The organism is Pseudomonas sp. NMI542_15 (assembly GCF_021283425.1).
Classification (GTDB): Bacteria; Pseudomonadota; Gammaproteobacteria; order Pseudomonadales; family Pseudomonadaceae; genus Aquipseudomonas; species Aquipseudomonas fortuita.
The window spans coordinates 16685-39911 of the sequence record NZ_JAJSRO010000011.1 but is presented as its reverse complement, the minus strand read 5'-3'; the positions used below and the strand labels follow the sequence as shown (position 1 = coordinate 39911).

The following is a 23227-nucleotide window of genomic DNA, read 5'->3' as shown; positions in this document are numbered from 1 at the left end:
GGCCGAATCTTGGAGTTCGAAAAAGGGTGGGCATGATACCCGCTCTCGGTGACCGGATAAAGATGGATTTGGATAAAATCTGAACAGTTGTCGGCTTATGACTTTTGGTATGAGCCAAGATCCGGGTACCGCGCGTACCCTCTGGGAGCGGGCATCCCCGCCTCCACAGGGTTGCTGGCTATTCCGGCGAACGGAAGCTGAGGCTGTAGTTCACGGCCTTCGGCCCCGGGTCGAGGATGTCCAGGGCGATATGGATCGGCGTCTGGCTTGGCATGTCGCCACGCCCGGCCAATTCGCCGGACAGGTACTCGCTGGGTTTGAAGCGCCGGCTGGCGATCAGTTGGCCATTGAGGTCGGCAAAACGCAGTTCCAGCAGCGGGAACGGTTGGGCGAACGGTGCACGGTTGTAAATGATCGCATCGACGATCAGTGCGCCTTTGAAATCCGGGTGGCTGCGCACCACCAGGTTGCTGCTCTTGATTCTTGAGATATCGACGCGGGTCGGTACCTGGCACCCGACCATCGGGCAAATTTGCTGGAAGATCGGCCGGTACTGGTCCTGGCGGGCCATCTCGTCGAAGTGGAACCACACATACTGGAATGCCAGCAGGCCAGCGGCCAGCAGGGTCAGGAAGCCCCACAGCAGGCGTTTGCCCCAGTTGGGTGCGGGTTTTTCCCAGCCCAGTTGCAGTGGGTCGTCGACCACATCGACCAGCGGCTCCTTGCGCAGCGGGCGCTCGGGCTTGCTGGCAAGGCCCGGCTCCAGGCGTTCACCCGGCAGCGGCTCATCAGGGTCATCGTCTCGCGCCGACAGGTGCAGGGCCAGCGGTTCATCATCGCGGGCGCTCAGGCCTTTTTCCGGGGTTTCGTCATCGCTGGCGCGCAGCGGTTCGCTGAATGCGGCCTGGTCATCGATTTCGGCTGCGCGGTGTACGGGCGGCTCGTCATCGTTGTCCAGGTCAAGGTTACTGCCCAGTGTCGGCTCGGTGCGTTCGCCGGGTACAGGCTCCAGGTCCAGTTCCAGGGGCTGCGGCTCCAGCACAGGGGCGGGCTCTGCGGGCGTTTTTGGCTCGAAGGGCTCACCGGTGGCGTTGCCGAACAAGTCGTCCGCGTGCTCGTCCGAGCCCGGTTCGTCACGCCGCGCCTGCAGCCCGTCATCCATGTTGGCGGGGCGTGCCTGGGTCGGTTGGCCGCGCCGCTCCAGGCGTGCGAGCTCCTGGTCGAGGTCAAGTGCGTCCAGCGCCTGGGCGGTCAGGGCCCAGTCCTCGTCAGGGGTAATGCTGCGCTCGCGGGGGACAGGCTCGGGCGTGATTGCCGGCGCGGGCACGGGCTCGGCAGGCGCCGCTGGCACAGGTGCAGGTACTGGCACCGGCAGCTCAGGTGCGCTGGCACGGTTCTGCTCCAGCAGTTGCTTGGCGGCATTGAACACCTGCAGGCAATGGCCGCAGCGGACTACGCCGCGGGCCACGCTCAACTGGTGGTGGGTGACGCGAAAGCTGGTCTGGCAATGCGGGCACTGGGTGACGAAACTGTCGGTCATGCGGCAATCCGGGAGCTGTGCAGAAGGATATTCTAGGCCCGCTTAGCGGCGGCGACCACTGATGCGCACCCAGCCATCGCGAACGACGATCGGGTCCAGCTCGAAGTCGGCGGCGTAGGCCGCAGCCACGTCCTCACCCTGTTCGGCCAGAATGCCGGACAGCGCCAGCAGGCCACCTGGGCGCACCAGGCCCGACAGCTGCGGAGCCAGCGACACCAGCGGGCCAGCGAGGATATTGGCGACCAGCACGTCGGCCTGCATGGCCGGCATGTGCTCGGGCAGGTACAGCGCCAGCTTCTCATCGGCAATGCCGTTGCGCTGGGCGTTATCGCGCGAAGCTTCGATGGCCTGCACGTCGATGTCGGTACCGACCGCTTCACGGGCGCCCAGCAGTAGCGAAGCGATGGCCAGAATGCCCGAGCCGCAGCCGAAGTCCAGCACCTGGGTGCCTTCAAGTTGCTGGCCGTCGAGCCATTCCAGGCACAGGGCAGTGGTGGGGTGGGTGCCAGTGCCAAAGGCAAGGCCTGGGTCCAGCAGCAGGTTCACTGCGTCCTTTTCCGGGGCGTCGTGCCAGCTGGGCACAATCCACAGGCGGCGGCCGAAACGCATAGGCTGGAAGTTGTCCATCCAGCTGCGCTCCCAGTCCTGGTCCTCGATTACCTCGGCCTGGTGCTGTGGCAGCTCGGCGCCGGTCAGCAGGCGCAGGTGGGCAAACACCTGCTCGGGCTCGGCATCGGCCTCGAACAGCGCCAGCAGGTGGGTGTGCGACCACAGCGGGGTGGTGTTGAGGTCTGGCTCGAAGATCGGTTGATCTTCGGCATCCATGAACGTGACCGAGACGGCGCCTACTTCGAGCAGGGCATCTTCGTAGGTTTCGGCTTGTTCCGGGCTGATGGCCAGGCGTACTTGCAGCCAGGGCATGGCGGGCACCTTTGGTAAATCGACGGGGGCAGCCCTAGGCTGCGCGAAGGCTCGCAGTCTACGCGAGTGCGGAAGATTTGTGGATCGGGGCCGCTGTGCAGCCCATTCGCAGCACAAGGCTGCTCAGGAGATCGCATACCCCTGCGGGGGCAGCCTTGTGCTGCGAATGGGGCGCATTGCGCCCCCGGGGGTTACATCAGACGAAACAGAGCGAGAGCGACTCAGCTATATAAGCAGGCTTCTCTTCACCCTCGATTTCCAGCGTAGCAATTGCCTTGAGCAGCCATTGCCCCGGCTTCTTCTGCACCACTTCGGCCAGGTCCACCTTCAGCCGCACCTGGCTGTTGACCTTGACCGGCTGGATGAACCGTACGCTGTCCAGCCCATAGTTCACCACCATCTTCAGCCCTTGTGGCAGGACCAGGATGTCCTCGATCAGCTTGGGGATCAGTGACAATGTCAGAAAACCATGGGCGATGGTGCCGCCAAACGGGGTTTCGGCCGCCTTTTCAGGGTCGACATGGATGAACTGAAAATCGCCTGTCGCCTCGGCGAACAGGTTGATGCGCTGCTGATCGATCTTCAGCCAGGCGGAGTGGCCCAGCGCTTTACCAACATACTGCGAAAGCTCTGTAACCGGCACATAGGGCATCGCGGACTCTCCAGGTTGTCAGTTGGTACGAAAGTGCAAGATCAGCACGGCGAACCGTTTCAGTCAAGTTGTCTGTTTTTCGACGAATATCGGTATATCGCTGTGCGTGCTTATAATGGCGGCCGTGCCCGAGGGAGATGCTTATGCTGTTGCGTGGTTTGACCTGGCTGGTGCTGTTCCAGCTGCTGGGGACGGCGATCAACCACTTGTTGGTGCCGTTTCTGCCGGGGCCGATCATCGGCCTGGTGCTGCTGTTGGCCTTCCTCATGGCCCGCGGTGAGGTGGGCAAGCCATTGAACGAGGCGGCCAGCAGCCTGCTGCGCTACCTGCCGCTTTTGCTGGTACCGCCGGCAGTGGGGGTGATGGTGTATGCCAAAGACATCGCCGCCGACTTCTGGGCGATTGCCGGAGCCCTGCTGATCTCCTGCCTGGTGACGCTGGTTTTTGTGGGTGTGCTGATGCAAACGCTCATTCACCGCCAGGGCAAGCGCGAGGAGCGGCCATGATGCCCGATTGGCAAGGCGCGCTGGATGCAGTGGTGCACCATCCTTTGTTTGGTATCGGTATCACGCTCGGTGCCTACCAGGTGGTGCTGGCGGCCTACGAGAAAACCCGCTGGATCTTCCTGCAGCCGGTACTGGTATCGATGTTGCTGGTAATCGGCGTGCTGCTGCTGTGCGGCATTGAATACAGCGAGTATCGCAAGAGCACCGAAATCATGAACATCCTGCTGGGCCCCGCCACTGTGGCGTTGGCCGTGCCGCTCTACCTCAACTTGCGGCGTATCCGGCAGCTGTTCTGGCCCACATTTACTACGCTGGTAATCGGGGGCCTGTTCGCCACGCTCTGCTGCCTGTTGCTGGGCTGGTGGTTCGGTGCAGAACACATGATCCTGATGACCATGGCACCCAAGTCGGTGACCTCGCCAATTGCCATGCTGGTGGCAGAGCAGATTGGCGGTGTGGCGGCGCTGGCGGCAGTGTTCGTACTGATCACCGGGGTGATTGGCGCCATCTTCGGCCCGGCGCTGCTGAGCCGCTTCGGCGTGCATAGCCCTGAGGCGCGCGGCATGTCGCTGGGCGTCACGGCGCATGCGGTGGGGACCTCGGTCGCCCTGCAGGAAGGTGACGAATGCGGCGCTTTTGCCGCGTTGGCGATGAGCTTGATGGGGGTAGCCACGGCAGTGTTCCTGCCGCTGGCGGTCAGCCTGGTAGCTTGAGGAATTGTGATGACACTACCGCTGTTTCCGCTCAATACCGTGCTGTTCCCGGGCTGCTTTCTCGATTTGCAGATTTTCGAGGCGCGCTACCTGGACATGATCGGGCGCTGCATGAAGCAGGGCGAAGGCTTTGGGGTGGTCTGCATCCTGGAAGGTGAACAGGTTGGCAAGGCGCCACCGATGGTCGCTTCGATCGGCTGTGAAGCGGTGATCCGCGACTTTGCGCAGCAGGATAATGGCTTGCTGGGTATTCGCGTTGAAGGGGTGCGGCGCTTCAGTCTGGCAAGCACCGAGGTGCAGAAGGACCAGTTGCTGGTGGGGCAGGTGCAATGGCTGCCGGAGCACGCGGACAGCCCGTTGCTCGATTCCGATGATGACCTGCTGGCGCTGCTGGTGGCGCTGGGTGAGCACCCGATGGTCGAGGCGCTGGACATGCCGCGCCCGGTGGATGGGCGCCAGGCGCTGGCCAACCAGCTGGCGTACCTGCTGCCGTTCATGGAAGAAGACAAGCTGGACCTGCTGACCCTCGACTCGCCGCAGCAGCGATTGGGGGAGATTCAGAAATTGCTGGAGCGGATTCAGGGTGAGCTTTTCGCCTGATCTCTTTGTGCTGCTTGGGCTGGCCTCTTCGCGGGCTTGCCCGCTCCCACAGGTATGTCACTTGCTTCGAGGCAGGTGCAGTACCTGTGGGAGCGGGCAGCCCGCGAAGAGGCCATTAAGGGCGACATCAATATTGGTATCTGAGCAAAGCCTGCGGCAACGCATGCATTGCAAAGAACGCCAGCAGCGCGATACATGCCGGCAACACCAGCCACCACACCCGCAGCGGCAGGGCCGGCAGTGTCTGCTGGCGCTGCGCCACAGTCAGGCTAAGCGCGCATACACAGCAGGCCAGCAGGGCGCCGGCCAGGATGTCGGTTGGCCAGTGCGCCCCCAGGTACACCCGTGACAGGGCAATCGCCAGCGCCGGAATGCAACCCAGCATCACCCAGGTCAGGCGCATGCGCGGCGGCTGTCCGCGCCCTGCCAGCACTGCCATGACCAGAAAGAACGCAAACGACGCCGAGCTGTGCCCGCTGGGCATGCTGTAGCTGGTCAGTGGGTCGGTCAGCACTTCCGGCCGCGCCCGGGCAAACAGCCATTTCAGTGTACCGTTGGCGATCGCTGTGCCCATCAGCGCGCCAGCGGCAAAAAACGCGTGCCGCCACTGGCGGGCAAGCAGCAGCAGGCCGGTCAGCAGGGCGCCGAGAAACAGTTGCGTGCGGAAATCGCCCAGCCGGGTCACCAGTACCACGGCGCCGTCGATGGCCTGGCTGCGATGCTCCTGCACCAGTGTCATCACGCCTTGGTCGAACTCGTGCAGGTAAGGCCAGCCGAGGAATAGCCCGGCCAAGGCAGCGAAGCTCATGCCGGCGATCAGTCGTGTCCCATGGCGCTGGTCGCGAATGCTGGTGGTCAGGCTAAGGCCGATGATGACCGCCAGGGTGCCGGCGATGATGCCGGCGTCCAGCCAGAAACCTTCCGGCAGCGGCAGGCGCATGGCCGCGCCGGTAGCCCAGCCTGGCAGCAGGTAGGCGACCGACCAGCCGGCGCCGGCCACCAGGCTGACTGCGATGAAGCGCGGCAACGGCATGTCGAACATGCCCGCGACCATTGGCAGCATGGGCCGCAGCGGCCCGATGAACCGCCCTACCAGCAGGCTGGCAATGCCGTAGCGCTGAAAATAGGTCTCTGCACTGCCAATCCACTCCGGGTGGTGGCGCAGTAGCGGCAGGCGGCGAATGTTCTGGTGGAAGTACTTGCCCAGTGTGTACGACACGGCGTCGCCCAAAAGGCCGCCAAGAAAGCCCAGCAGCAATGTTTCGCCCAGGCTGAAGGCGCCACTGCCGGCCAGTACCGCGACAGCAAACAGCAGCACAGTGCCAGGCACGATGATGCCGGCAATAGCCAGGCACTCAATGCAGGCCACCAGGAAAATCGCCAGGCCAAGCCACTGCGGGTTGGCGCTTAGCCAGCCGGTCAGGCTGTCGAGCCATTGGCCCATGTTCAGCTTCCTTGTTCGAGAATGAAGAAGTCACGGCCTTCGACTTGGCCGCGACGTAACGGGTTCCGCGTGCAGAACCGGGCGTACTCGGCGTCGACGAAGCGGTAGGGCAGGTGCTCGTCGCGCCCGTGCGGGATGCCCAGCCTTGCAGTCTGGATAACCCTTGGTACGGCGTTGCCGCAATCGTCCACATACAGCCGCTCGGCATCGAAGCGCTGGGCGTCCCACACTGGCACTTTCAGGCCCAGGGCTCGGCACAGCAGGGTCTGGCCGGCGCACAGGCGTTCATCCGGGCGGAGCTTGCTGCTGGCGTCGGGGTTGTTCAGTTGCATCTGCGCCAGGCTGTCGGGGCCCGAGAGGTCGTCCTGCCAAGGATAGGCAGACTTGATCAGCACCGCGTTGCCCGGCCCGTGGGCGCTGAAGTTCAGCGAGTCGCCGCCGCGGGCGTAGTACATGTAGATGTGCCCGCCATCGAGGAACAGCGCCTTGCGCTTTTCGGTGTAGCCGAGCGAGGCGTGGCTGCCTTTGTCGGTGAGGTAATAGGCCTCGGTCTCGATGATGCGTGCGGCCAGCCACAGGTCGCCGTGGCGGTGGCGGATTACCTTGCCCAGCAGGGCCTTGGCCACGGTCTGGGCGTCACGGTCGAAAAAGCTGTCGGGCAGGGCTGGCATGCGGGCAGTTCGTGGCGGGGGACGCGGGGATGATAGCAATGAATGGCTTAATCTTGGCTGAACCTGTGGGGCGATTGATTGGTATCCATATGTTTCATTGGTAGCGGCTGTCAGGGATTCGCCTTGATGTGTTTGGTGCCCGTGAAATCGAGCGCCGCCCGCGCGGCGCTCGATTTCACAGGCGCAGACAATCGTGAGACGAACACCCATTTTCTACCATCCGCCACCCGCCGCTGGGCGTACACCTGCGCGGCAGTTATAATCAGCCGATTTCCCCTTCGCCAAGACACCGAACCCATGACTGAGTCCGTTCTTGACTACATGACCCGTTTGGGTCGCGCTGCCCGTGAGGCTTCCCGGGTAATCGGCCGTGCCAGCACCGCGCAGAAAAACCGCGCCTTGCAAGCCGCTGCCGATGCGCTGGATGCTGCCCGTGCGGAACTGACTGCCGCCAACGAGCTGGACCTGGCCGCCGGCCGCGCCAATGGCCTGGAGCCGGCACTGCTCGACCGCCTCGCGCTGACCCCTGCACGTATCGATGGCATGATCACCGGCCTGCGCCAGGTCGCCAGCCTGCCGGACCCGGTTGGTGCCATCCGCGACATGAGCTACCGCCCATCGGGTATTCAGGTTGGCAAGATGCGCGCACCGCTGGGCGTGATCGGGATCATCTACGAGTCGCGCCCGAACGTGACCATCGATGCTGCCAGCCTGTGCCTGAAGTCAGGTAACGCGACCATCCTGCGTGGCGGCTCTGAAGCCATCCATTCCAACCGTGCTATCGCCACCTGCATCCAGCGTGGCCTGGCCGCCGCGGGCCTGCCGGCTGCCGTGGTGCAGGTGGTCGAGACCACCGACCGCGAAGCCGTGGGCGCGCTCATCAGCATGCCGCAATTTGTAGACGTCATCGTGCCGCGCGGCGGCCGTGGCCTGATCGAGCGCATCAGCCGCGATGCCCGCGTTCCGGTCATCAAGCACCTGGACGGCATCTGCCACATCTACGTCAGCCAGCATGCCGACCTGGAAAAGGCCTGGAACGTGGCCTTCAACGCCAAGACCTACCGTTATGGCATCTGCGGCGCCATGGAAACCCTGCTGGTCGACCAGCAAGTGGCCGAGCGTTTCCTGCCGGAAATGGCCCGCCGCTTCCAGGAGAAGGGCGTGGAACTGCGTGGCTGCGAGCGTACCCGCGCGCTCATCGAGGCCAAGCCGGCCACTGAAGACGACTGGCACACCGAGTACCTGGACGCGATCCTGTCGATCCGCGTCGTCGATGGCCTGGACCAGGCCATCGAGCACATCAACCACTATGGCTCACACCACACCGACTCGATCATCAGCGAACACCAGGGTGAAGCCCGCCAGTTCATGGCTGAAGTCGACTCGGCGTCGGTCATGCTCAACACCCCGACCTGCTTTGCCGACGGTTTCGAGTACGGGTTGGGTGCGGAAATCGGTATTTCCACCGACAAGCTACATGCCCGTGGCCCGGTCGGCCTGGAAGGCCTGACCTGCGAGAAGTACGTAGTGATCGGCGACGGCCAGCTGCGCGGTCAGGAGTCCTGCTGAGTTGAGCACGGCCCAGGCAGTCCGGCGCATCGGCATTCTAGGTGGCACCTTCGACCCCGTGCATATAGGCCACCTGCGCAGCGCGCTGGAAGTGGCCGAGTTCATGGGGCTGGACGAACTGCGCCTGTTGCCCAACGCCCGGCCGCCGCACCGCGACACCCCGCGGGTGGCCGCGCAGGATCGTCTGGCCATGGTCCGCGAAGCGGTGCAGGGCGTGGCTTGCCTGAGCGTCGATGCGCGCGAGCTTGAGCGGGACAAACCGTCCTACACCATCGATACGCTGGAATCGATCCGCGCCGAACTGGCCGGCCACGACCAGCTGTTCCTGGTGCTGGGCTGGGATGCCTTCTGTGGTCTGCCGGGCTGGCACCGCTGGGAAGAATTGCTGCAACACTGTCACATCCTGGTGCTGCAACGCCCGGATGCCGACGTAGAACCCCCTGACGAGCTGCGCAACCTGCTGGCTGCGCGCTCGGAGAGCGATCCCGCCGCCATGTCCGGCCCGGCGGGAAATATTTCGTTCGTCTGGCAGACGCCGCTTGCGGTGTCGGCTACACAGATCCGACAGCTGCTGGCCAGCGGCAAATCGGTGAGGTTCCTGGTGCCGGACGCCGTACTGGCCTACATCGAGGCGCACGAACTGTATCGTGCGCCTAACTGACGGTGCCTCTGGCGCCTCATCCAACGAGTTGAACGAGTTTTATATGAGCAAGCAGAAAACCAATGGCATCAGTGGCGAAGAACTGGTCAAACTGACCATTAGCGCTCTGGAAGACGTCAAAGCCCAGGACATCCAGGTCATCGACGTGCGCGAAAAGCACAGCCTGACCGACTACATGATCATTGCCACCGGTACCTCCAACCGCCAGATCAACGCGATGCTGGAAAAGGTCCGTGAAGCGGTCAAGAAACAAGGCGCACAGCCGCTGGGCGAAGAAGGCAAGGGTGACAGCGACTGGGTGCTGCTGGACCTGAACGACGTCATCGTGCACATGATGACCGCCGCTGCCCGCCAGTTCTACGACCTGGAGCGTCTGTGGGCGGGTGCCGAGCAGAGCCGTGCTGCTGATGCCAAGCATCACAGCCCGGAAAACGCCAGCGCCTACTTCGATGACAAGATCAAAGACCGGGAATAAGGAAGCGTCGTGCGTCTGCGCCTGATCGCGGTCGGCTCGCGCATGCCGAAGTGGGTCGAGGAAGGTTGGCATGAATATGCCAAGCGCCTGCCCGCCGAGCTGTCGCTGGAGCTGGTGGAAATCCCGCTGAACACCCGTGGCAAGAATGCCGATGTCGCCCGCCTGATCCGTCAGGAGGGCGAAGCCATGCTGAGCAAGGTTCAGCCTGGGGAACGCATTGTCACCCTCGAGGTCCATGGCAAGCCCTGGAGCACCGAGCAGCTGGCGACCGAGCTGGACCGCTGGCGCCTGGATGCGCGAACGGTGAATTTGATGGTGGGCGGCCCGGAAGGCCTGGCGCCTGAGGTTTGCGCGCGCGCCGAGCAACGCTGGTCGCTGTCGCCGCTGACCCTGCCACACCCGTTGGTAAGGATACTGATCGGCGAGCAGATCTACCGCGCCTGGACCGTGTTGTCCGGGCACCCATACCACAAATGAGCCTGTAAGCAGTCAGATGTCGCAGCCGATCCGCCTCAAGGACCACGAGAAAGACGCCCGCCTGGTGCGCAACCGCGTCGTGGTCGGCGCGGTGGCGATCATGCTGCTTATTTGCGTGCTGATCGCGCGGCTGTACTACCTGCAGATCATCCAGTACGACTATCACTCGACGCTGTCAGAGAACAACCGGGTGCATGTGCAGCCGATCCCGCCGACCCGCGGGCTGATCTTCGACCGCAACGGGGTAATCGTTGCCGACAACCGGCCCAGCTTCAGCCTGTCGATGACCCGCGAACGTGCGGGTAACTGGCAGGAAGTGCTGGATACCATCGTCGAAGTACTGGACCTGACGGCCGACGACCGGGCCCTGTTCGAGAAGCGCATGCGCCAGGGCCGTCGGCCGTTCGAGCCGGTGCCGATCCTGTTCGAACTCAACGAAGAGCAGATCGCCCGGGTGGCGGTGAACCAGTTCCGCCTGCCAGGCGTGGAAGTGGTGGCCCAACTGGTGCGGCATTACCCGCAGGGTGCACATTTCGCCCATTCGGTGGGTTATGTGGGGCGGATCAACGAGAAAGAGCTGAAAACGCTCGACCCGGTGAACTACAGCGGCACCCACCATATCGGCAAGACCGGCATCGAGCGCTTCTACGAAGACGACCTGCACGGCCAGGTCGGCTACGAAGAAGTCGAGACCAACGCCCGAGGCCGCGTGCTGCGGGTGCTCAAGCGCACCGACCCGAAACCGGGCAAGGACATTGTGCTGAGCCTGGACATCAAGCTGCAGGAAGCCGCCGAGGCCGCCCTGGGTGGCCGGCGTGGCGCAGTGGTAGCACTCGACCCACGCACTGGCGAGGTGCTGGCGATGGTCAGTCAGCCCAGCTTTGACCCCAACCTGTTCGTCACGGGCATCAGCTTCAAGGCCTATGCCGAACTGCGCGATTCGATCGACCGGCCGTTGTTCAACCGCGTGCTGCGTGGCCTGTACCCGCCCGGTTCGACCATCAAGCCGGCGGTAGCCATCGCCGGCCTGGACAGTGGCGTGGTCAATGCCAGCAGCCGGGTGTTCGACCCGGGCTATTACCAACTGCCCAACTATGACCACAAATACCGTAACTGGAACCGCTCCGGCGATGGCTGGGTCGACCTGGACACCGCGATCATGCGTTCCAACGACACCTACTTCTACGACCTTGCGCACAAGATGGGCATCGATCGGCTGTCCAGCTATATGAACAAGTTCGGCATCGGCCAGCGGGTTTCCCTCGACATGTTCGAGGAGTCCGCCGGGTTGATGCCGTCGCGCGAATGGAAGCGTGCCACCCGCCGTCAGGCCTGGTTCCCCGGTGAAACACTGATTCTCGGCATTGGCCAGGGCTATATGCAGGCCACGCCGCTGCAACTGGCCCAGGCCACTGCGCTGATCGCCAACAAGGGGGTGTGGAACCGCCCGCACCTGGCCAAGACCATCGAAGGCCAGCAGCCTGTGGACGACAACCCTATGGAAAACATCGTGCTGCGTGACAAGTCCGACTGGGCCAAGGTCACCCATGGCATGGAGCAGGTAATGCACGGCGCCCGCGGCACTGCGCGCAAGGCTGCCGCCGGTGCCCAGTACCGCATTGCCGGCAAGAGCGGTACCGCCCAGGTGGTGGCGATCAAGCAAGGCGAGAAGTACGACCGCAACAAGCTTCAGGAGCGCCACCGCGACCACGCCCTGTTCGTCGCCTTTGCGCCGGCCGAAGCCCCGAAAATCGTGGTATCGGTGATGGTCGAGAACGGTGAGTCCGGCTCGGGTGTCGCCGCGCCCGTGGTACGCCAGATCATGGACGCCTGGCTGCTCGACGAAAATGGCCGGCTCAAGCCCGAGTTCGCGCCTGCCACCGTTACCCAGGAATCGGCCCTGTGATGAACAATTTCGATCGCATGCTCTCCAGTGAGGATGTGATGCGTCGGCGCGCCAGCTTTCTACAGCGTATCCATGTCGACGGCCCCTTGCTGATCATTCTGCTGACCCTTGCGGCCGGCAGCCTGTTCGTCCTGTATTCGGCCAGTGGCAAGAACTGGGACCTGCTGCTCAAGCAGGCCACCTCGTTCGGCATAGGCCTGGTGTCGATGTTCGTCATCGCCCAGCTGGAGCCGCGCTTCATGGCCCGCTGGGTGCCGCTGGCGTACTTGACCGGGGTGCTGTTGCTGGTGGTGGTGGACGTGATGGGCCACAACGCCATGGGCGCCACGCGCTGGATCAACATCCCCGGGGTGATCCGCTTCCAGCCCTCGGAATTCATGAAGATCATCATGCCTGCGACCATCGCCTGGTACCTCTCCAAGCGCACCTTGCCGCCCCACCTGAAGCACGTGGCGATCAGCCTGGTGCTGATTGGCGTGCCGTTCATCCTGATCGTGCGCCAGCCCGACCTGGGCACGGCGCTGCTGATTCTCGCCTCCGGCGCCTTTGTGCTGTTCATGGGGGGCCTGCGCTGGCGCTGGATCCTCAGTGTGCTGACGGCGGCGGTGCCAGTGGCGGTGGCGATGTGGTTTTTCGTCATGCACGACTACCAGAAGCAACGGGTACTGACCTTCCTCGACCCGGAAAGCGACCCGCTGGGCACGGGCTGGAACATCATCCAGTCGAAGGCGGCGATCGGCTCGGGCGGGGTGTTCGGCAAGGGCTGGCTGCTCGGCACCCAGTCGCACCTGGATTTTCTGCCGGAAAGCCACACTGACTTCATCATCGCCGTACTGGGCGAGGAGTTCGGCCTGGTCGGCATCTGCCTGTTGCTGATCGTCTACCTGTTGCTGATCGGCCGTGGCCTGATGATCACCGCCCAGGCGCAGACCCTGTTCGGCAAGCTGCTCGCGGGCAGCCTGACCATGACTTTCTTTGTGTACGTGTTCGTCAATATCGGGATGGTCAGCGGCCTTCTGCCTGTGGTGGGCGTGCCGCTACCCTTCATCAGCTATGGCGGAACATCGTTGGTGACGCTGCTGTCAGCGTTTGGCGTTTTGATGTCGATCCACACGCACCGCAAATGGATCGCGCAGGTTTGAATAAGGTGAAGAATTTCATGCAAGCAGTGCGTAACTGGGCTGCCCGTTGTGCGCCGTGGATTGGCGCGGTGGGCCTGTTCGGCGCTGTACAGCTGGCCCATGCCGGCGATTATCAAGGCTCACCGCAGGTGGCCGAGTTCGTTGGCGAAATGAGCCGCGACTATGGTTTTGCCCCGGAGCAGTTGATGAGCGTGTTCCGTGAAGTGCAGCGCAAGCAGTCGATCCTCGACGCCATCTCGCGCCCGGCCGAAAAGGTCAAGCCGTGGAAGGACTACCGGCCGATGTTCCTCACCGACGCGCGCATTGCCCGTGGTGTGGACTTCTGGCGCCAGCACGAAGCCGTGCTGGCCCGTGCCGAGCAGGAATACGGCGTGCCGGCGCAGTACATTGTTTCGATCATCGGTGTGGAAACGTTCTTTGGTCGCAACACCGGCAACTACCGGGTGATCGACGCGCTGTCGACGCTGGGCTTCGATTACCCGCCGCGGGCCGAGTTCTTCCGCAAGGAACTGCGCGAGTTCCTGCTGCTGGCCCGTGATGAACAGCTCGACCCGCTGACGCTCAAAGGCTCCTATGCCGGCGCCATGGGCCTGCCGCAGTTCATGCCGAGCAGTTTTCGCAACTACGCGGTGGACTTCGACGGCGATGGCCACATCAATATCTGGAATAACCCGGACGATGCCATCGGCAGCGTCGCCAGCTACTTCAAGCGCCATGGCTGGGTGGCGGGCGGGGGCGTGGTCAGTCGCGCCTGGGTGGACGGTGGAGGTGCCGAGCAAGGCCTGACCACCGGTATCGAGCCGGTGAAAACGGTAGGGGAGTTGCGCGCGCTTGGCTGGTCGGTTCATGATTCGCTGCGCGATGATCTGCCGGTTACTGCCTTCCGCCTTGAGGGCGACAATGGTCCCGAGTACTGGGTTGGCCTGAAGAACTTCTACGCGATCACTCGCTACAACCGCAGCGTGATGTATGCCATGGCGGTGCATCAGCTTGCGCAACAGCTGGTTCAAGCACGGGGCGTCAAGTAATGCGCGCAATCATCTCTGCCAACTCCTTCAAACTGCTGACCTGCCTCGCCGTTGGCGTGGTGCTGGCCAGCTGTTCATCCAGCCGCCCGACCCCGCAAAGCAGTGGCAACGTGGTGCGTACCCAGCCGGGGCTGGACATCAACCGGGCTCACAAGGACGGCGCGCCCTGGTGGGACGTGGATGTGAACAAGATCCCCGATGCCACGCCGACCGTGCACACCGGCAACTACAAGGCCAACCCCTACACGGTGCTGGGCAAGACGTATTACCCGATGCAGGACTCGCGCAATTACCGCGCCGAGGGCACCGCATCGTGGTACGGCACCAAGTTCCACGGCCAGAACACCGCCAACGGCGAGCTGTACGACCTGTATGGCATGAGCGCGGCGCACAAGACCCTGCCGCTGCCGGCCTACGTGCGGGTGACCAACCTGGCCAACGGCCGTAGCGTGATCCTGCGGGTGAATGACCGTGGCCCGTTCTATTCCGACCGTATTATCGACCTGTCCTACGCGGCGGCGAAAAAGCTCGGCTATGCCGAGACCGGCACCGCGCATGTGCGCGTCGAGGGGATCGACCCGCAGCAGTGGTGGGCCCAGCGTGGGCAGACGCCGCCGATGGTGCTGAAAGAGCCGCAGGTGGCCCAGACCCAGGCGATCCCGGCCAGTACCGGGCGTGTCGAGCAATGGACTCCGCCGGCACAGCAGCATGCGGCGCCGGTGGTGCCGGTGCAGGTGGGTGGCAACAATGTGCCTGGCGGTGCGGGTGGCAGCTTCCTTCAGGTCGGCGCCTTCGCCAACCCGGATGCCGCCGAGCTACTGCGCTCCAAACTCAGCACCATGGTCAATGCACCGGTGTTCATCAGCTCGATCGTGCGTAACCAGCAGACCCTGCACCGCGTGCGCCTGGGGCCGATCGGCAGCCAGGGCGAGATCCAGCAAGCACAAGACAGCATCCGCCTGGCGAACTTGGGGCAGGCCAAGCTGGTCACAGCAGACTGACCGCGTCGTCTTCTTCGCGGGCACACCCGCGCCCACAGGGGTATGCGACACCCTGTGGGCGCGGGCGTGCCCGCGAAGAAGGCAACACCAAACTGTCGGTTTTGTCATGAATTGCCGGGCGCGGCCATGTACAATGACGGCTTTTGCCCGCAGCGACATAAAGCCGCACGTTCGCGGGCCAGGCCAACGGCCATAAAACTAGACTGACTGGCGCTGGGCACATGATCTTGCCCAGGGAACATCTCAGACCATTAGCGATTTTCGAGAGACGGATGAACATCACCAACCTTGCCAAACGACTTTGCCTGCCTGTACTGCTGATGATCACGCCTGCCGCCTTCGCGGCAGAGCAGATGACGCCGGCGCCACCGCAACTGGCAGCCAAGTCCTACGTACTCATGGACGCGTCCAGCGGCAACGTGCTGGTCGAGAACAACGGTGACGAGCGCCTGCCGCCAGCCAGCCTGACCAAGCTGATGACCGCCTACATCGCCACCCTGGACATCCGCCGCGGCCAGATCGGTGAGAACGACCCGGTTACCGTCAGCGAAAACGCCTGGCGTACTGGCGGTTCGCGCATGTTCATCAAAGTCGGTAGCCAGGTGACTGTCAGCGATCTGCTGCATGGCATCATCATCCAGTCCGGCAACGACGCCTCGGTCGCTTTGGCCGAGCACATCGCAGGCAGTGAAGATGCCTTCGCCGACATGATGAACAAAACGGCTGCCGACCTGGGCATGAGCAACAGCCACTTCATGAACCCCACCGGCCTGCCGAACCCGGAGCATTACTCGTCGGCGCATGACATGGCGACCCTGGCCCGTGCGATCATCACCGTCGATCCGGCCCACTACGCCATCTACTCGCAGAAAGAGTTCTTCTGGAACAACATCAAGCAGCCTAACCGCAACCTGCTGCTGTGGCGTGACAAGACTGTCGATGGCCTGAAGACCGGCCACACCGACGAAGCGGGCTACTGCATGGTGGCTTCGGCTGTTCGCGATGGCCAGCGCCTGATCGCCGTGGTGTTTGGCACCAACAGCGAGCAGTCCCGTGCTGCCGAGACCCAGAAGCTGCTGACCTACGGCTTCCGCTTCTTCGAAACCCAGACCTTCTACCAGAAAGGCACCGAGCTGACCCAGGCCCCGGTCTGGAAGGGCGCCACCAGCCAGATCAAGGCTGGCCTGGCTGACGACCTGACCATGACTATGCCTAAAGGCCAATTGAAGCGTCTGCAAGCTTCGATGACCATGAACCCGCAGCTCACCGCGCCAATCGCCAAAGGTGACGTGATCGGCAAAGTGGAAGTCAAACTGGACGAGAAAGTGGTTCACAGCGCCGACCTGATCGCCCTTGATGGCGTCGAGGAAGGTGGTTTCTTCCGCCGTATGTGGGATAGCATCCGTCTATTCTTCTTCGGGTTGTTCAACTGATACGTGACCTGCATGCCCCCGCGTATCTAGCGGGGGCGTTGTTGTTGCCACGGCTTACGAGGCCGTTTCCGCCATGAGCGAACCAGACGTCAAGTCGCACAAGATCGAATTCCCTTGCGCTGATTACCCGATCAAGGTAATCGGCGATACTGTTGTCGGCTTCAAGGACACGGTGATCGAGATTCTCAGCAAGCACGCCAAGGTCGACCTTTCCACGCTGGCTGAACGCCAGAGCAAGGAAGGCAAGTACACCACCGTGCAATTGCACATCGTTGCCACCAGCGAAGATCAGCTGCACGATATCAACAGCGCCCTGCGCGCTACCGGCATCGTGAAAATGGTGCTCTGATGTCCGCCTGTCTCGGTTTTCGCGAGCTTGGCCTGCAGCCCTATGAACCGGTGCTGGAGGCCATGCGTCGCTTTACCGAGCAGCGCAGCCCGTGCAGCCAGGATGAAATCTGGCTGGTCGAGCACCCCGCGGTCTTCACCCAGGGCCAGGCCGGCAAGGCCGAGCACCTGCTGGTACCGGGCGACATCCCGGTGGTGCAGACCGACCGCGGTGGCCAGGTGACCTACCATGGCCCCGGTCAGCAGGTGGCCTACCTGCTGCTGGACGTGCGCCGGCTGGGCTTTGGCGTACGCGAGCTGGTCAGCCGTATCGAACAGGCCTTGATCGGCCTGCTCGCCAGTTACGACGTGCAGGCATCGGCTAAGCCCGATGCTCCTGGCGTCTATGTCGATGGAGCGAAGATCGCCTCCCTCGGCCTGCGAATTCGCAACGGCCGTTCGTTCCACGGCCTTGCCCTGAACGTGGACATGGACCTTGCGCCATTCCGCCGAATCAACCCCTGCGGCTATGCGGGGCTGGCCATGACCCAGCTGCGCGATCTGGCAGGTCCGATCGAACTCGACGAGGTCAGGACAAGGCTGCGCGGACAGCTGGTCAAGCACCTCGACTACGCTGAGCAGACGACCCTCACGGGCGGAATCGACTGAATATGACAACTGTGCAAGAAGCCGTGCCGAACCTGATATCTACCCAGGATGTCACCCCGCGCCAAGCGCCGAAGAAGGTGGAAGCTGGGGTCAAACTGCGTGGCGCCGACAAAGTCGCGCGCATCCCGGTAAAGATCATCCCTACTGACGAACTGCCGAAAAAGCCTGACTGGATCCGCGTGCGTATCCCGGTGTCGCCTGAGGTAGACCGTATCAAGCAACTGCTGCGCAAGCACAAGCTGCACAGCGTATGCGAAGAGGCTTCCTGCCCGAACCTGGGCGAGTGCTTCTCCGGTGGTACCGCCACCTTCATGATCATGGGTGACATCTGCACCCGCCGCTGCCCGTTCTGCGACGTTGGCCATGGCCGACCTAAACCGCTGGACCTGGACGAGCCGAAGAACCTGGCTGTCGCCATTGCCGACCTGCGCCTGAAGTACGTGGTGATCACCTCGGTAGACCGCGACGACCTGCGTGACGGCGGTGCTCAGCACTTTGCCGACTGCATCCGCGAAATTCGCGCGCTGTCCCCGGGTGTGCAGTTGGAAACCCTGGTGCCGGACTACCGTGGGCGAATGGATGTTGCGTTGGCGATCACTGCGCAAGAGCCGCCAGATGTGTTCAACCACAACCTTGAGACGGTGCCGCGCCTGTACAAGGCCGCGCGTCCGGGTTCGGATTACGACTGGTCGCTGGACCTGCTGCAGAAATTCAAGCAGATGGTACCGCACGTACCGACCAAGTCGGGGCTTATGCTTGGCCTGGGTGAGACTGACGAAGAGGTGATCGAGGTCATGCACCGCATGCGCGAGCATGAAATCGACATGCTCACCCTCGGCCAGTACTTGCAGCCATCGCGTAGCCACCTGCCGGTGCAACGTTTCGTTCACCCGGACACCTTCGCCTGGTTCGCCGAGGAAGGTTACAAGATGGGCTTCAAGAACGTCGCCTCTGGCCCGTTGGTGCGTTCTTCGTACCATGCTGACCAGCAAGCTCACGAAGCCAAGATCAAGCTCTGAACCAAAGAGCAGAGCCACGTATGCCGATGCACGCCGACAGGCGGCGTCGGCATTTTTATTTGCGCCCCACGCGCTGCTAGGAGCTGCGATGAATTGCGCCGAAACCCTCCAACCCAGCCTGCCAGCTGCGCTGCCGGCTAACGCCTGCTTTGCCATTGTCGCGCCGGCGGGCGCGGCGCGTCTGGATACGCACAAGGTCAGCCAGTGGTTTGCTGACCGCGGTTACCGTTGCCGTATCTACCCGGGTGCCCTGCAGGCGCAGGGCTATTTGGCGGGACCGGATCAACAGCGCCTGCAGGACCTGCATGACGCGTTTGCCGACCCGGCCATCGACGCCATCCTCTGCATGCGCGGCGGCTACGGCAGCATGCGCTTGCTCGGCCAGCTCGACTTCGAGCTGATTCGGCGCAACCCCAAGCCGTTGATCGGCTACAGCGACATTACCGCGCTGCACACGGCGATCTACCGGCATAGCGGGCTGGTTACCTTCCATGGGGGGATGCTCAATGCCGACCTGCTGGGCGCCAAGTTGCCGCCGACCGAGTCATCGTTGCTGGCGCAGCTGGGCGGGCACGTACGGGCAGGCGAGCAGCTTGTGCACCCGGCGGGCTATGCCTTGAGCAGTGTGTTGCCGGGTGTGGCCAGCGGCCCGCTGCTGGGCGGCAACCTGTCGATGCTGGGTGCGACCATGGGGACGCTTGCCGAGCTGGAGACCCAGGGCTGCATCCTGTTCATCGAGGACGTCAACGAGCCGTTGTACCGGGTCGACCGGCTGCTGACCCAGTTGCGCCTGGCGGGCAAGCTGGAGGGGGTGAAAGGCGTGCTGGTGGGGGACTTTGCCGGGATTACCACGGCGGCGTTGGCGCCGTTGCTGGAGGAGACCTTCGCGCCGCTGGGTGTGCCGGTGCTGGCGGGGTGGCGCAGTGGGCATTGCGACCCGAATGTGTGCTTGCCGCTGGGGGCTCGGGTCAGGCTGGACAGTGATCGGCAGAGCCTGGTGCTGGAGCAGGACCTGTTCAAGGTTTGAGGTTGTCGGGGCTGCTTTGCGGCCCATCGCGGCACAAGGCCGCTCCTACAGGGGATTGCGATACCTTGCAGTTACGCGGTTGGCTATAGGAGCGCCCCCAGCATTCTCATTGCTGACGCAGGCTCTCAAGCAGCTTGTGGGTCGGGTAGCCATCTGCTGGCCACCCCAGCCCCTGCTGGGCAGTGCGAATGGCCTTGCGGGTATTGGCGCCGATGATGCCATCGGCATTCCCGGCCTCATGGCCACGGCTGTTCAACAAGTTCTGCAACTCCATGCGCTCGCTGCGACTCAACGGCAGGTCTTCTTTCGGCCAACTGCCGGCAATGAAGCCCCAGCCGCTGAAGCGGTCCCCCAGCAGGCTTACCGCCAGTGCGTAGGACGAAGAGTTGTTGTACTTCAGAATGGCGCGGAAGTTGTCCAGTACCAAAAACGCCGGCCCGCGGGCGCCAGCCGGCAGCAGCAGGGCGGCTGACAGCTGGTTGCTGTTGGCGGGCAACTGCGTGCCTGCAGGCAGTTTCACGCCCATTGCCAGCCACTCGCTCACCGGTTTGCGCAGCGCGCCATCGGCTTGCCAGAAATCGAAACCAGCCGGCACTTGTACCTCGAAGCCCCATGGCTGACCACGCTTCCAGCCCGAGCTTTGCAGGTAATGCGCCGTCGAGGCCAGGGCATCCGGTGTGCTGTTCCAGATGTCGCGGCGGCCATCACCGTCGAAGTCCACAGCATGGGTGTTGTAGGTAGTGGGGATGAACTGGGTCTGGCCCATGGCGCCGGCCCACGAGCCACGCATGGCCTCGGGCTGGATGTCGCCATGCTGGATGATCTGCAGCGCGGCGATGAGCTGGTCCTGGGCGAACTGCGGGCGACGGCCCTCATAGGCCAGCGTGGCCAGCGAGCGAATCACCGACTTGTTGCCCTGGAACTGGCCAAAGTTGCTTTCCATGCCCCACACCGCGACCAGCACCTGGCGATCCACGCCATAGCGTTGTTCGAGGCGGGTCAGCAGCTCGGCGTTCTGCTCCAGCAGCTTCTTGCCGTTGCGTACCCGCAGAGGCGACAGGGCGCCGTCGAGGTATTCCCACACCGGGCGGGTGAACTCAGGCTGGCTGCGGTCGGCCTTGATCACGTCCATGTCGGGGGTGACGCCTAGGAAGGCACTGTCGAACGTGCTCGGCGAGATGCCGGCTTGCAGGGCTTGCTGGCGGAAGCCTGCCTGCCACTGGGCGAAGGTTTGCAGAGGCTGGATTTCAGTGCTGACGTCGGGCGTTGTGCCGGGCACAGTCACCACTGGAGCGGGTTGGGCAGGGGCCAGCGGCAGTGCGTCGGCAGCGGTGGGCTTTTCCGCGCAGGCCACAAGCAGGATGAAGCTGGAGGCCGCGATCAGCTGGCGGGTTTCCCAACGGGGGATAAGACGGAAGAGCATGCACAGATCCAGAATTGCAGGTCAGGTGACGACCATACCATGCCTGCGCTTGCGATGCTTTCATGCTGCCAAAAAGTAGGAAGCCTCCCAATCTCTTGATTGGAAGGCTTCGCGGCGGTAGCTGCCTTTGCCCTTGTCCGGTCGTTCCTGGCGGCAGCGGAACAGGGGTTGGGCAACGATGGACTTGGCCTTGTTGGGGCCGTGCTTTTTCGGCTTTTTGCTCATGGCCGGCTTCCCGGTTTGGGTGGGGTTTCGGGGCGCACTGTAGGGCTTGGGCTGCGGGGGAGCCAATTGATTGTGTTTATGGCTGGGATCTTAGGGCCGCTTCGCGGCCCCGGCTATTCCGGAGGTAGCGCAAGGCGCTGGCCTGCCATCAACAGCGACAAGCGCGCAAGACCCGTCCAGGGCGAGCCCTCGGCCTGGCCCTTGATCTGCGCATCGATACGCTGGGCATCCTGCAGCAACTGTGCCCAGCGTCGCGCCGACAAGCGTTGCAGGGCTTTGCTGACCAGCGGTCGGCGTTTGTCCCAGATCGGCGGGCGGGCCTGGCTGAAGGCCTTGTCCAGCGGCACCCCCTGGCTGAACTGTTGGGCCAGCCCGGCCAGTTGGCGCAACTCGCGAGCCAGGGCCCAGAGGATCACTGGCGGTTCCACGCCTTCACCACGCAAGCCCTCGAGGATGCGCAGGGCATGTGCTGCTTCGCCATTGAGAATGGCGTCGACCAGGCCGAAGACATCGAAGCGGGCGCTGTCGGCGACGGCGGCCTGCACGGTTTCCACGGTGATCGGGTTGCCATCGGCGAGCAGCTTGAGCTTTTCGATTTCCTGCGCGGCGGCCAGCAGGTTGCCTTCCACGCGCGCAGCGATCAGGTCGACAGCGTCACGTTGAGCCGACAGGCCGGCTTGCTGCAGCCGCTGGTTGATCCACTGCGGCAGCTGGTGCACATCCACCGGCCAGATCTGGATGAACTGGCAGTGCGCACCCTCGATCAAGGCCTTGCCCCACTTGGTCTTCTGCGCACTGCCGTCCAGCTTGGGCAAGCTGACCAGCAGCAAGGTGTCTTCGGCAGGGTTGGCGCAGTATTCGATGAGCGCAGCGGCGCCTTTGTCACCGGGCTTGCCCGAGGGCAGGCGCAGTTCCAGCAGGCGGCGCTGGGCGAACAGCGACAGGCTGGCGCCAGCCTGGAGCAGGGTGCCCCAGTCGAAGTTGGCGTCGGCACTGAATACCTGGCGTTCGTCGAAGCCTTGCTGGCGTGCCGCGTTACGGATGGCGTCAGCGGCTTCCTGGCACAGCAGCGGGTCGTCGCCGCTGACCACGTAGACCGGTGCCAGGGCGCCTTGCAGGTGCTTGTTGAGTTGGGCGGGGGCGAGTTTCATGGGAAACAGGTGAGGCACCCGAGGGTGCCCCACGCGGGCTTAGTTGCCCGGCAATTCCAGCGGCGACTGCTGAGGCGTTTCGGCCTGCTGTCGGCGAGCGGCCTCCAGTGCGTCGGCTTCGGCCTTGGCACGCTCGTCGGCCTTGCGCTGCAGCTCGTCCAGCTGGGACGGGCTCAGCATCTGCAGGCGGACAACCATGGCGTTGACCAGGTCGCGGCGCATTTCTTCACGGGCGCGGTTGGCTTCCTGCTCGGAACCGGTGACGTTCGAGCCGTCACGCACGTAGATCTTGCGTACCTGCAGCTTGTCGCTCAGCAGCTCCAGGTTGTTCAGGCCCTGGATGCTGTAGCTCAGATCGGTGGTCAGCTCGTACTCGGCGGTACGGTTGCCGCTGTTGTAGGTTGCCGAGCGCTCGCGCTCCTGCTCGTTGGTCAGCACCAAGCGGTAAGGCGCGCCAGCATGCACGTTGACACCGCTACGCTCCAGTACCTTGCGCAGCTCGACCACGGTCGGGCCGTAGGCATTGCGTGCACTGACATCCATTTCCTTCACACTCAGCTCGGTAGAGCCGGTGCCGCGCAGCTGGAAACCGCAGGCGCTGAGCATGACCGCCAGGCCGATTACCAGCAAATTGCGTTTGATCATGT

Annotated in this window: 25 protein-coding genes; 16 read left to right on the top strand and 9 right to left on the bottom strand. The window is 63.4% G+C overall.

Annotated elements, in window-relative coordinates; all coding sequences use genetic code 11:
- Positions 1-178 precede the first annotated feature (178 nt).
- From LU684_RS16910 to LU684_RS16900, 3 genes are all read right to left on the bottom strand, one after another.
- Positions 179-1540, bottom strand: coding sequence for a DUF3426 domain-containing protein (locus LU684_RS16910; RefSeq protein WP_232894841.1), 1362 nt, complete (start codon positions 1538-1540; stop codon positions 179-181).
- Between the two features lie 42 nt (positions 1541-1582).
- Positions 1583-2461 (bottom strand): 50S ribosomal protein L11 methyltransferase, encoded by an 879-nt coding sequence (gene prmA / locus LU684_RS16905; protein WP_016489374.1) that lies wholly within the window; start codon positions 2459-2461, stop codon positions 1583-1585.
- A 196-nt stretch (positions 2462-2657) separates the two neighbouring features.
- Positions 2658-3113, bottom strand: coding sequence for a MaoC family dehydratase (locus LU684_RS16900; RefSeq protein WP_016489373.1), 456 nt, complete (start codon positions 3111-3113; stop codon positions 2658-2660).
- A gap of 143 nt (positions 3114-3256) precedes the next feature.
- Here LU684_RS16900 and LU684_RS16895 point away from each other — a divergent pair, with 143 nt between their 5' ends.
- From LU684_RS16895 to LU684_RS16885, 3 genes are read left to right on the top strand one after another with little or no spacing between them, the layout of a single operon-like run.
- Positions 3257-3619 (top strand): CidA/LrgA family protein, encoded by a 363-nt coding sequence (locus tag LU684_RS16895; protein WP_232894840.1) that lies wholly within the window; start codon positions 3257-3259, stop codon positions 3617-3619.
- Entirely contained in the window at positions 3616-4332 is a 717-nt protein-coding gene (locus LU684_RS16890; protein ID WP_016489371.1) for an LrgB family protein, read from the top strand. The genes LU684_RS16895 and LU684_RS16890 overlap by 4 nt, the downstream gene beginning before the upstream one ends.
- Before the next feature lie 9 nt (positions 4333-4341).
- Entirely contained in the window at positions 4342-4932 is a 591-nt protein-coding gene (locus tag LU684_RS16885) for an LON peptidase substrate-binding domain-containing protein (protein ID WP_016489370.1), read from the top strand.
- A gap of 127 nt (positions 4933-5059) precedes the next feature.
- Here the strand turns inward: LU684_RS16885 and LU684_RS16880 are convergent, their stop codons facing one another.
- Both LU684_RS16880 and LU684_RS16875 read right to left on the bottom strand, forming a co-directional pair.
- Positions 5060-6376: a bifunctional DedA family/phosphatase PAP2 family protein gene (locus tag LU684_RS16880; RefSeq protein WP_016489369.1), complete on the bottom strand. Its 1317-nt coding sequence runs from the start codon at positions 6374-6376 to the stop codon at positions 5060-5062.
- A gap of 2 nt (positions 6377-6378) precedes the next feature.
- Positions 6379-7047 (bottom strand): DNA-3-methyladenine glycosylase, encoded by a 669-nt coding sequence (locus tag LU684_RS16875; protein WP_023047864.1) that lies wholly within the window; start codon positions 7045-7047, stop codon positions 6379-6381.
- A 297-nt stretch (positions 7048-7344) separates the two neighbouring features.
- Here LU684_RS16875 and LU684_RS16870 point away from each other — a divergent pair, with 297 nt between their 5' ends.
- The 13 genes from LU684_RS16870 to LU684_RS16810 all read left to right on the top strand — a co-directional run bounded on the left by LU684_RS16870 (position 7345) and on the right by LU684_RS16810 (position 19781).
- Positions 7345-8616 carry a glutamate-5-semialdehyde dehydrogenase gene (locus LU684_RS16870; RefSeq protein WP_232894839.1) on the top strand — a complete coding sequence of 424 codons (1272 nt, stop codon included), beginning with the start codon at positions 7345-7347 and terminating at the stop codon, positions 8614-8616.
- 1 nt (position 8617) lies between these two features.
- Positions 8618-9277 carry a nicotinate-nucleotide adenylyltransferase gene (gene nadD, locus LU684_RS16865; RefSeq protein ID WP_016489367.1) on the top strand — a complete coding sequence of 220 codons (660 nt, stop codon included), beginning with the start codon at positions 8618-8620 and terminating at the stop codon, positions 9275-9277.
- Between the two features lie 43 nt (positions 9278-9320).
- Positions 9321-9752 carry a ribosome silencing factor gene (gene rsfS, locus LU684_RS16860; protein ID WP_016489366.1) on the top strand — a complete coding sequence of 144 codons (432 nt, stop codon included), beginning with the start codon at positions 9321-9323 and terminating at the stop codon, positions 9750-9752.
- 9 nt (positions 9753-9761) lie between these two features.
- Positions 9762-10229: a 23S rRNA (pseudouridine(1915)-N(3))-methyltransferase RlmH gene (gene rlmH / locus LU684_RS16855; RefSeq protein WP_003249722.1), complete on the top strand. Its 468-nt coding sequence runs from the start codon at positions 9762-9764 to the stop codon at positions 10227-10229.
- A gap of 16 nt (positions 10230-10245) precedes the next feature.
- Positions 10246-12135, top strand: coding sequence for a penicillin-binding protein 2 (gene mrdA / locus LU684_RS16850; protein ID WP_016489365.1), 1890 nt, complete (start codon positions 10246-10248; stop codon positions 12133-12135).
- Between the two features lie 38 nt (positions 12136-12173).
- The gene (gene rodA / locus LU684_RS16845; RefSeq protein ID WP_049275595.1) at positions 12174-13277 is read left to right on the top strand and encodes a rod shape-determining protein RodA; all 1104 of its coding nucleotides are present in this window, start codon (positions 12174-12176) and stop codon (positions 13275-13277) included.
- A gap of 17 nt (positions 13278-13294) precedes the next feature.
- A complete protein-coding gene (gene mltB / locus LU684_RS16840) occupies positions 13295-14305 on the top strand; it encodes a lytic murein transglycosylase B (RefSeq protein ID WP_232894838.1) in 1011 nt (336 codons plus the stop codon).
- On the top strand, positions 14305-15306 hold the full coding sequence (locus LU684_RS16835; RefSeq protein ID WP_016489362.1) for a septal ring lytic transglycosylase RlpA family protein: 1002 nt from the start codon (positions 14305-14307) through the stop codon (positions 15304-15306). The genes mltB and LU684_RS16835 overlap by 1 nt, the downstream gene beginning before the upstream one ends.
- Before the next feature lie 272 nt (positions 15307-15578).
- Positions 15579-16739, top strand: a complete 1161-nt coding sequence (locus LU684_RS16830; RefSeq protein ID WP_016489361.1) for a D-alanyl-D-alanine carboxypeptidase family protein — start codon at positions 15579-15581, stop codon at positions 16737-16739.
- A gap of 73 nt (positions 16740-16812) precedes the next feature.
- The gene (locus LU684_RS16825) at positions 16813-17088 is read left to right on the top strand and encodes a DUF493 domain-containing protein (RefSeq protein ID WP_016489360.1); all 276 of its coding nucleotides are present in this window, start codon (positions 16813-16815) and stop codon (positions 17086-17088) included.
- Positions 17088-17735 (top strand): lipoyl(octanoyl) transferase LipB, encoded by a 648-nt coding sequence (lipB, locus tag LU684_RS16820; protein WP_016489359.1) that lies wholly within the window; start codon positions 17088-17090, stop codon positions 17733-17735. The genes LU684_RS16825 and lipB overlap by 1 nt, the downstream gene beginning before the upstream one ends.
- Positions 17736-17737: 2 nt before the next feature.
- Entirely contained in the window at positions 17738-18754 is a 1017-nt protein-coding gene (lipA, locus tag LU684_RS16815) for a lipoyl synthase (protein WP_016489358.1), read from the top strand.
- An 88-nt stretch (positions 18755-18842) separates the two neighbouring features.
- A complete protein-coding gene (locus LU684_RS16810) occupies positions 18843-19781 on the top strand; it encodes a S66 peptidase family protein (protein ID WP_060518556.1) in 939 nt (312 codons plus the stop codon).
- 106 nt (positions 19782-19887) lie between these two features.
- Here LU684_RS16810 and LU684_RS16805 read toward each other — a convergent pair whose 3' ends face one another.
- The 4 genes from LU684_RS16805 to LU684_RS16790 form a co-directional block, all read right to left on the bottom strand.
- A complete protein-coding gene (locus LU684_RS16805) occupies positions 19888-21204 on the bottom strand; it encodes a lytic murein transglycosylase (protein ID WP_016489356.1) in 1317 nt (438 codons plus the stop codon).
- A 60-nt stretch (positions 21205-21264) separates the two neighbouring features.
- On the bottom strand, positions 21265-21429 hold the full coding sequence (arfA, locus tag LU684_RS16800; RefSeq protein ID WP_016489355.1) for an alternative ribosome rescue factor ArfA: 165 nt from the start codon (positions 21427-21429) through the stop codon (positions 21265-21267).
- A gap of 113 nt (positions 21430-21542) precedes the next feature.
- Entirely contained in the window at positions 21543-22580 is a 1038-nt protein-coding gene (holA, locus tag LU684_RS16795; protein WP_232894837.1) for a DNA polymerase III subunit delta, read from the bottom strand.
- Positions 22581-22619: 39 nt separating this feature from the next.
- Positions 22620-23225, bottom strand: a complete 606-nt coding sequence (locus LU684_RS16790) for an LPS-assembly lipoprotein LptE (protein ID WP_232894836.1) — start codon at positions 23223-23225, stop codon at positions 22620-22622.
- Positions 23226-23227: the final 2 nt, after the last annotated feature.

Bases quoted from the DNA above. Each gene is read 5' to 3' on its own strand.
- LU684_RS16895 (WP_232894840.1), top strand. From the start codon at position 3,257: ATGCTGTTGCGTGGTTTGACCTGGCTGGTGCTGTTCCAGCTGCTGGGG.
- LU684_RS16890 (WP_016489371.1), top strand. From the start codon at position 3,616: ATGATGCCCGATTGGCAAGGCGCGCTGGATGCAGTGGTGCACCATCCT.
- mltB (WP_232894838.1), top strand. From the start codon at position 13,295: ATGCAAGCAGTGCGTAACTGGGCTGCCCGTTGTGCGCCGTGGATTGGC.
- LU684_RS16875 (WP_023047864.1), bottom strand. From the start codon at position 7,047: ATGCCAGCCCTGCCCGACAGCTTTTTCGACCGTGACGCCCAGACCGTG.
- rodA (WP_049275595.1), top strand. From the start codon at position 12,174: ATGCGTCGGCGCGCCAGCTTTCTACAGCGTATCCATGTCGACGGCCCC.
- LU684_RS16805 (WP_016489356.1), bottom strand. From the start codon at position 21,204: ATGCTCTTCCGTCTTATCCCCCGTTGGGAAACCCGCCAGCTGATCGCG.
- LU684_RS16870 (WP_232894839.1), top strand. From the start codon at position 7,345: ATGACTGAGTCCGTTCTTGACTACATGACCCGTTTGGGTCGCGCTGCC.
- prmA (WP_016489374.1), bottom strand. From the start codon at position 2,461: ATGCCCTGGCTGCAAGTACGCCTGGCCATCAGCCCGGAACAAGCCGAA.
- holA (WP_232894837.1), bottom strand. From the start codon at position 22,580: ATGAAACTCGCCCCCGCCCAACTCAACAAGCACCTGCAAGGCGCCCTG.
- arfA (WP_016489355.1), bottom strand. From the start codon at position 21,429: ATGAGCAAAAAGCCGAAAAAGCACGGCCCCAACAAGGCCAAGTCCATC.
- LU684_RS16910 (WP_232894841.1), bottom strand. From the start codon at position 1,540: ATGACCGACAGTTTCGTCACCCAGTGCCCGCATTGCCAGACCAGCTTT.
- lipB (WP_016489359.1), top strand. From the start codon at position 17,088: ATGTCCGCCTGTCTCGGTTTTCGCGAGCTTGGCCTGCAGCCCTATGAA.
- LU684_RS16825 (WP_016489360.1), top strand. From the start codon at position 16,813: ATGAGCGAACCAGACGTCAAGTCGCACAAGATCGAATTCCCTTGCGCT.
- LU684_RS16790 (WP_232894836.1), bottom strand. From the start codon at position 23,225: ATGATCAAACGCAATTTGCTGGTAATCGGCCTGGCGGTCATGCTCAGC.
- LU684_RS16835 (WP_016489362.1), top strand. From the start codon at position 14,305: ATGCGCGCAATCATCTCTGCCAACTCCTTCAAACTGCTGACCTGCCTC.
- lipA (WP_016489358.1), top strand. From the start codon at position 17,738: ATGACAACTGTGCAAGAAGCCGTGCCGAACCTGATATCTACCCAGGAT.
- rsfS (WP_016489366.1), top strand. From the start codon at position 9,321: ATGAGCAAGCAGAAAACCAATGGCATCAGTGGCGAAGAACTGGTCAAA.
- LU684_RS16810 (WP_060518556.1), top strand. From the start codon at position 18,843: ATGAATTGCGCCGAAACCCTCCAACCCAGCCTGCCAGCTGCGCTGCCG.
- LU684_RS16830 (WP_016489361.1), top strand. From the start codon at position 15,579: ATGAACATCACCAACCTTGCCAAACGACTTTGCCTGCCTGTACTGCTG.
- LU684_RS16880 (WP_016489369.1), bottom strand. From the start codon at position 6,376: ATGGGCCAATGGCTCGACAGCCTGACCGGCTGGCTAAGCGCCAACCCG.
- LU684_RS16885 (WP_016489370.1), top strand. From the start codon at position 4,342: ATGACACTACCGCTGTTTCCGCTCAATACCGTGCTGTTCCCGGGCTGC.
- mrdA (WP_016489365.1), top strand. From the start codon at position 10,246: ATGTCGCAGCCGATCCGCCTCAAGGACCACGAGAAAGACGCCCGCCTG.
- LU684_RS16900 (WP_016489373.1), bottom strand. From the start codon at position 3,113: ATGCCCTATGTGCCGGTTACAGAGCTTTCGCAGTATGTTGGTAAAGCG.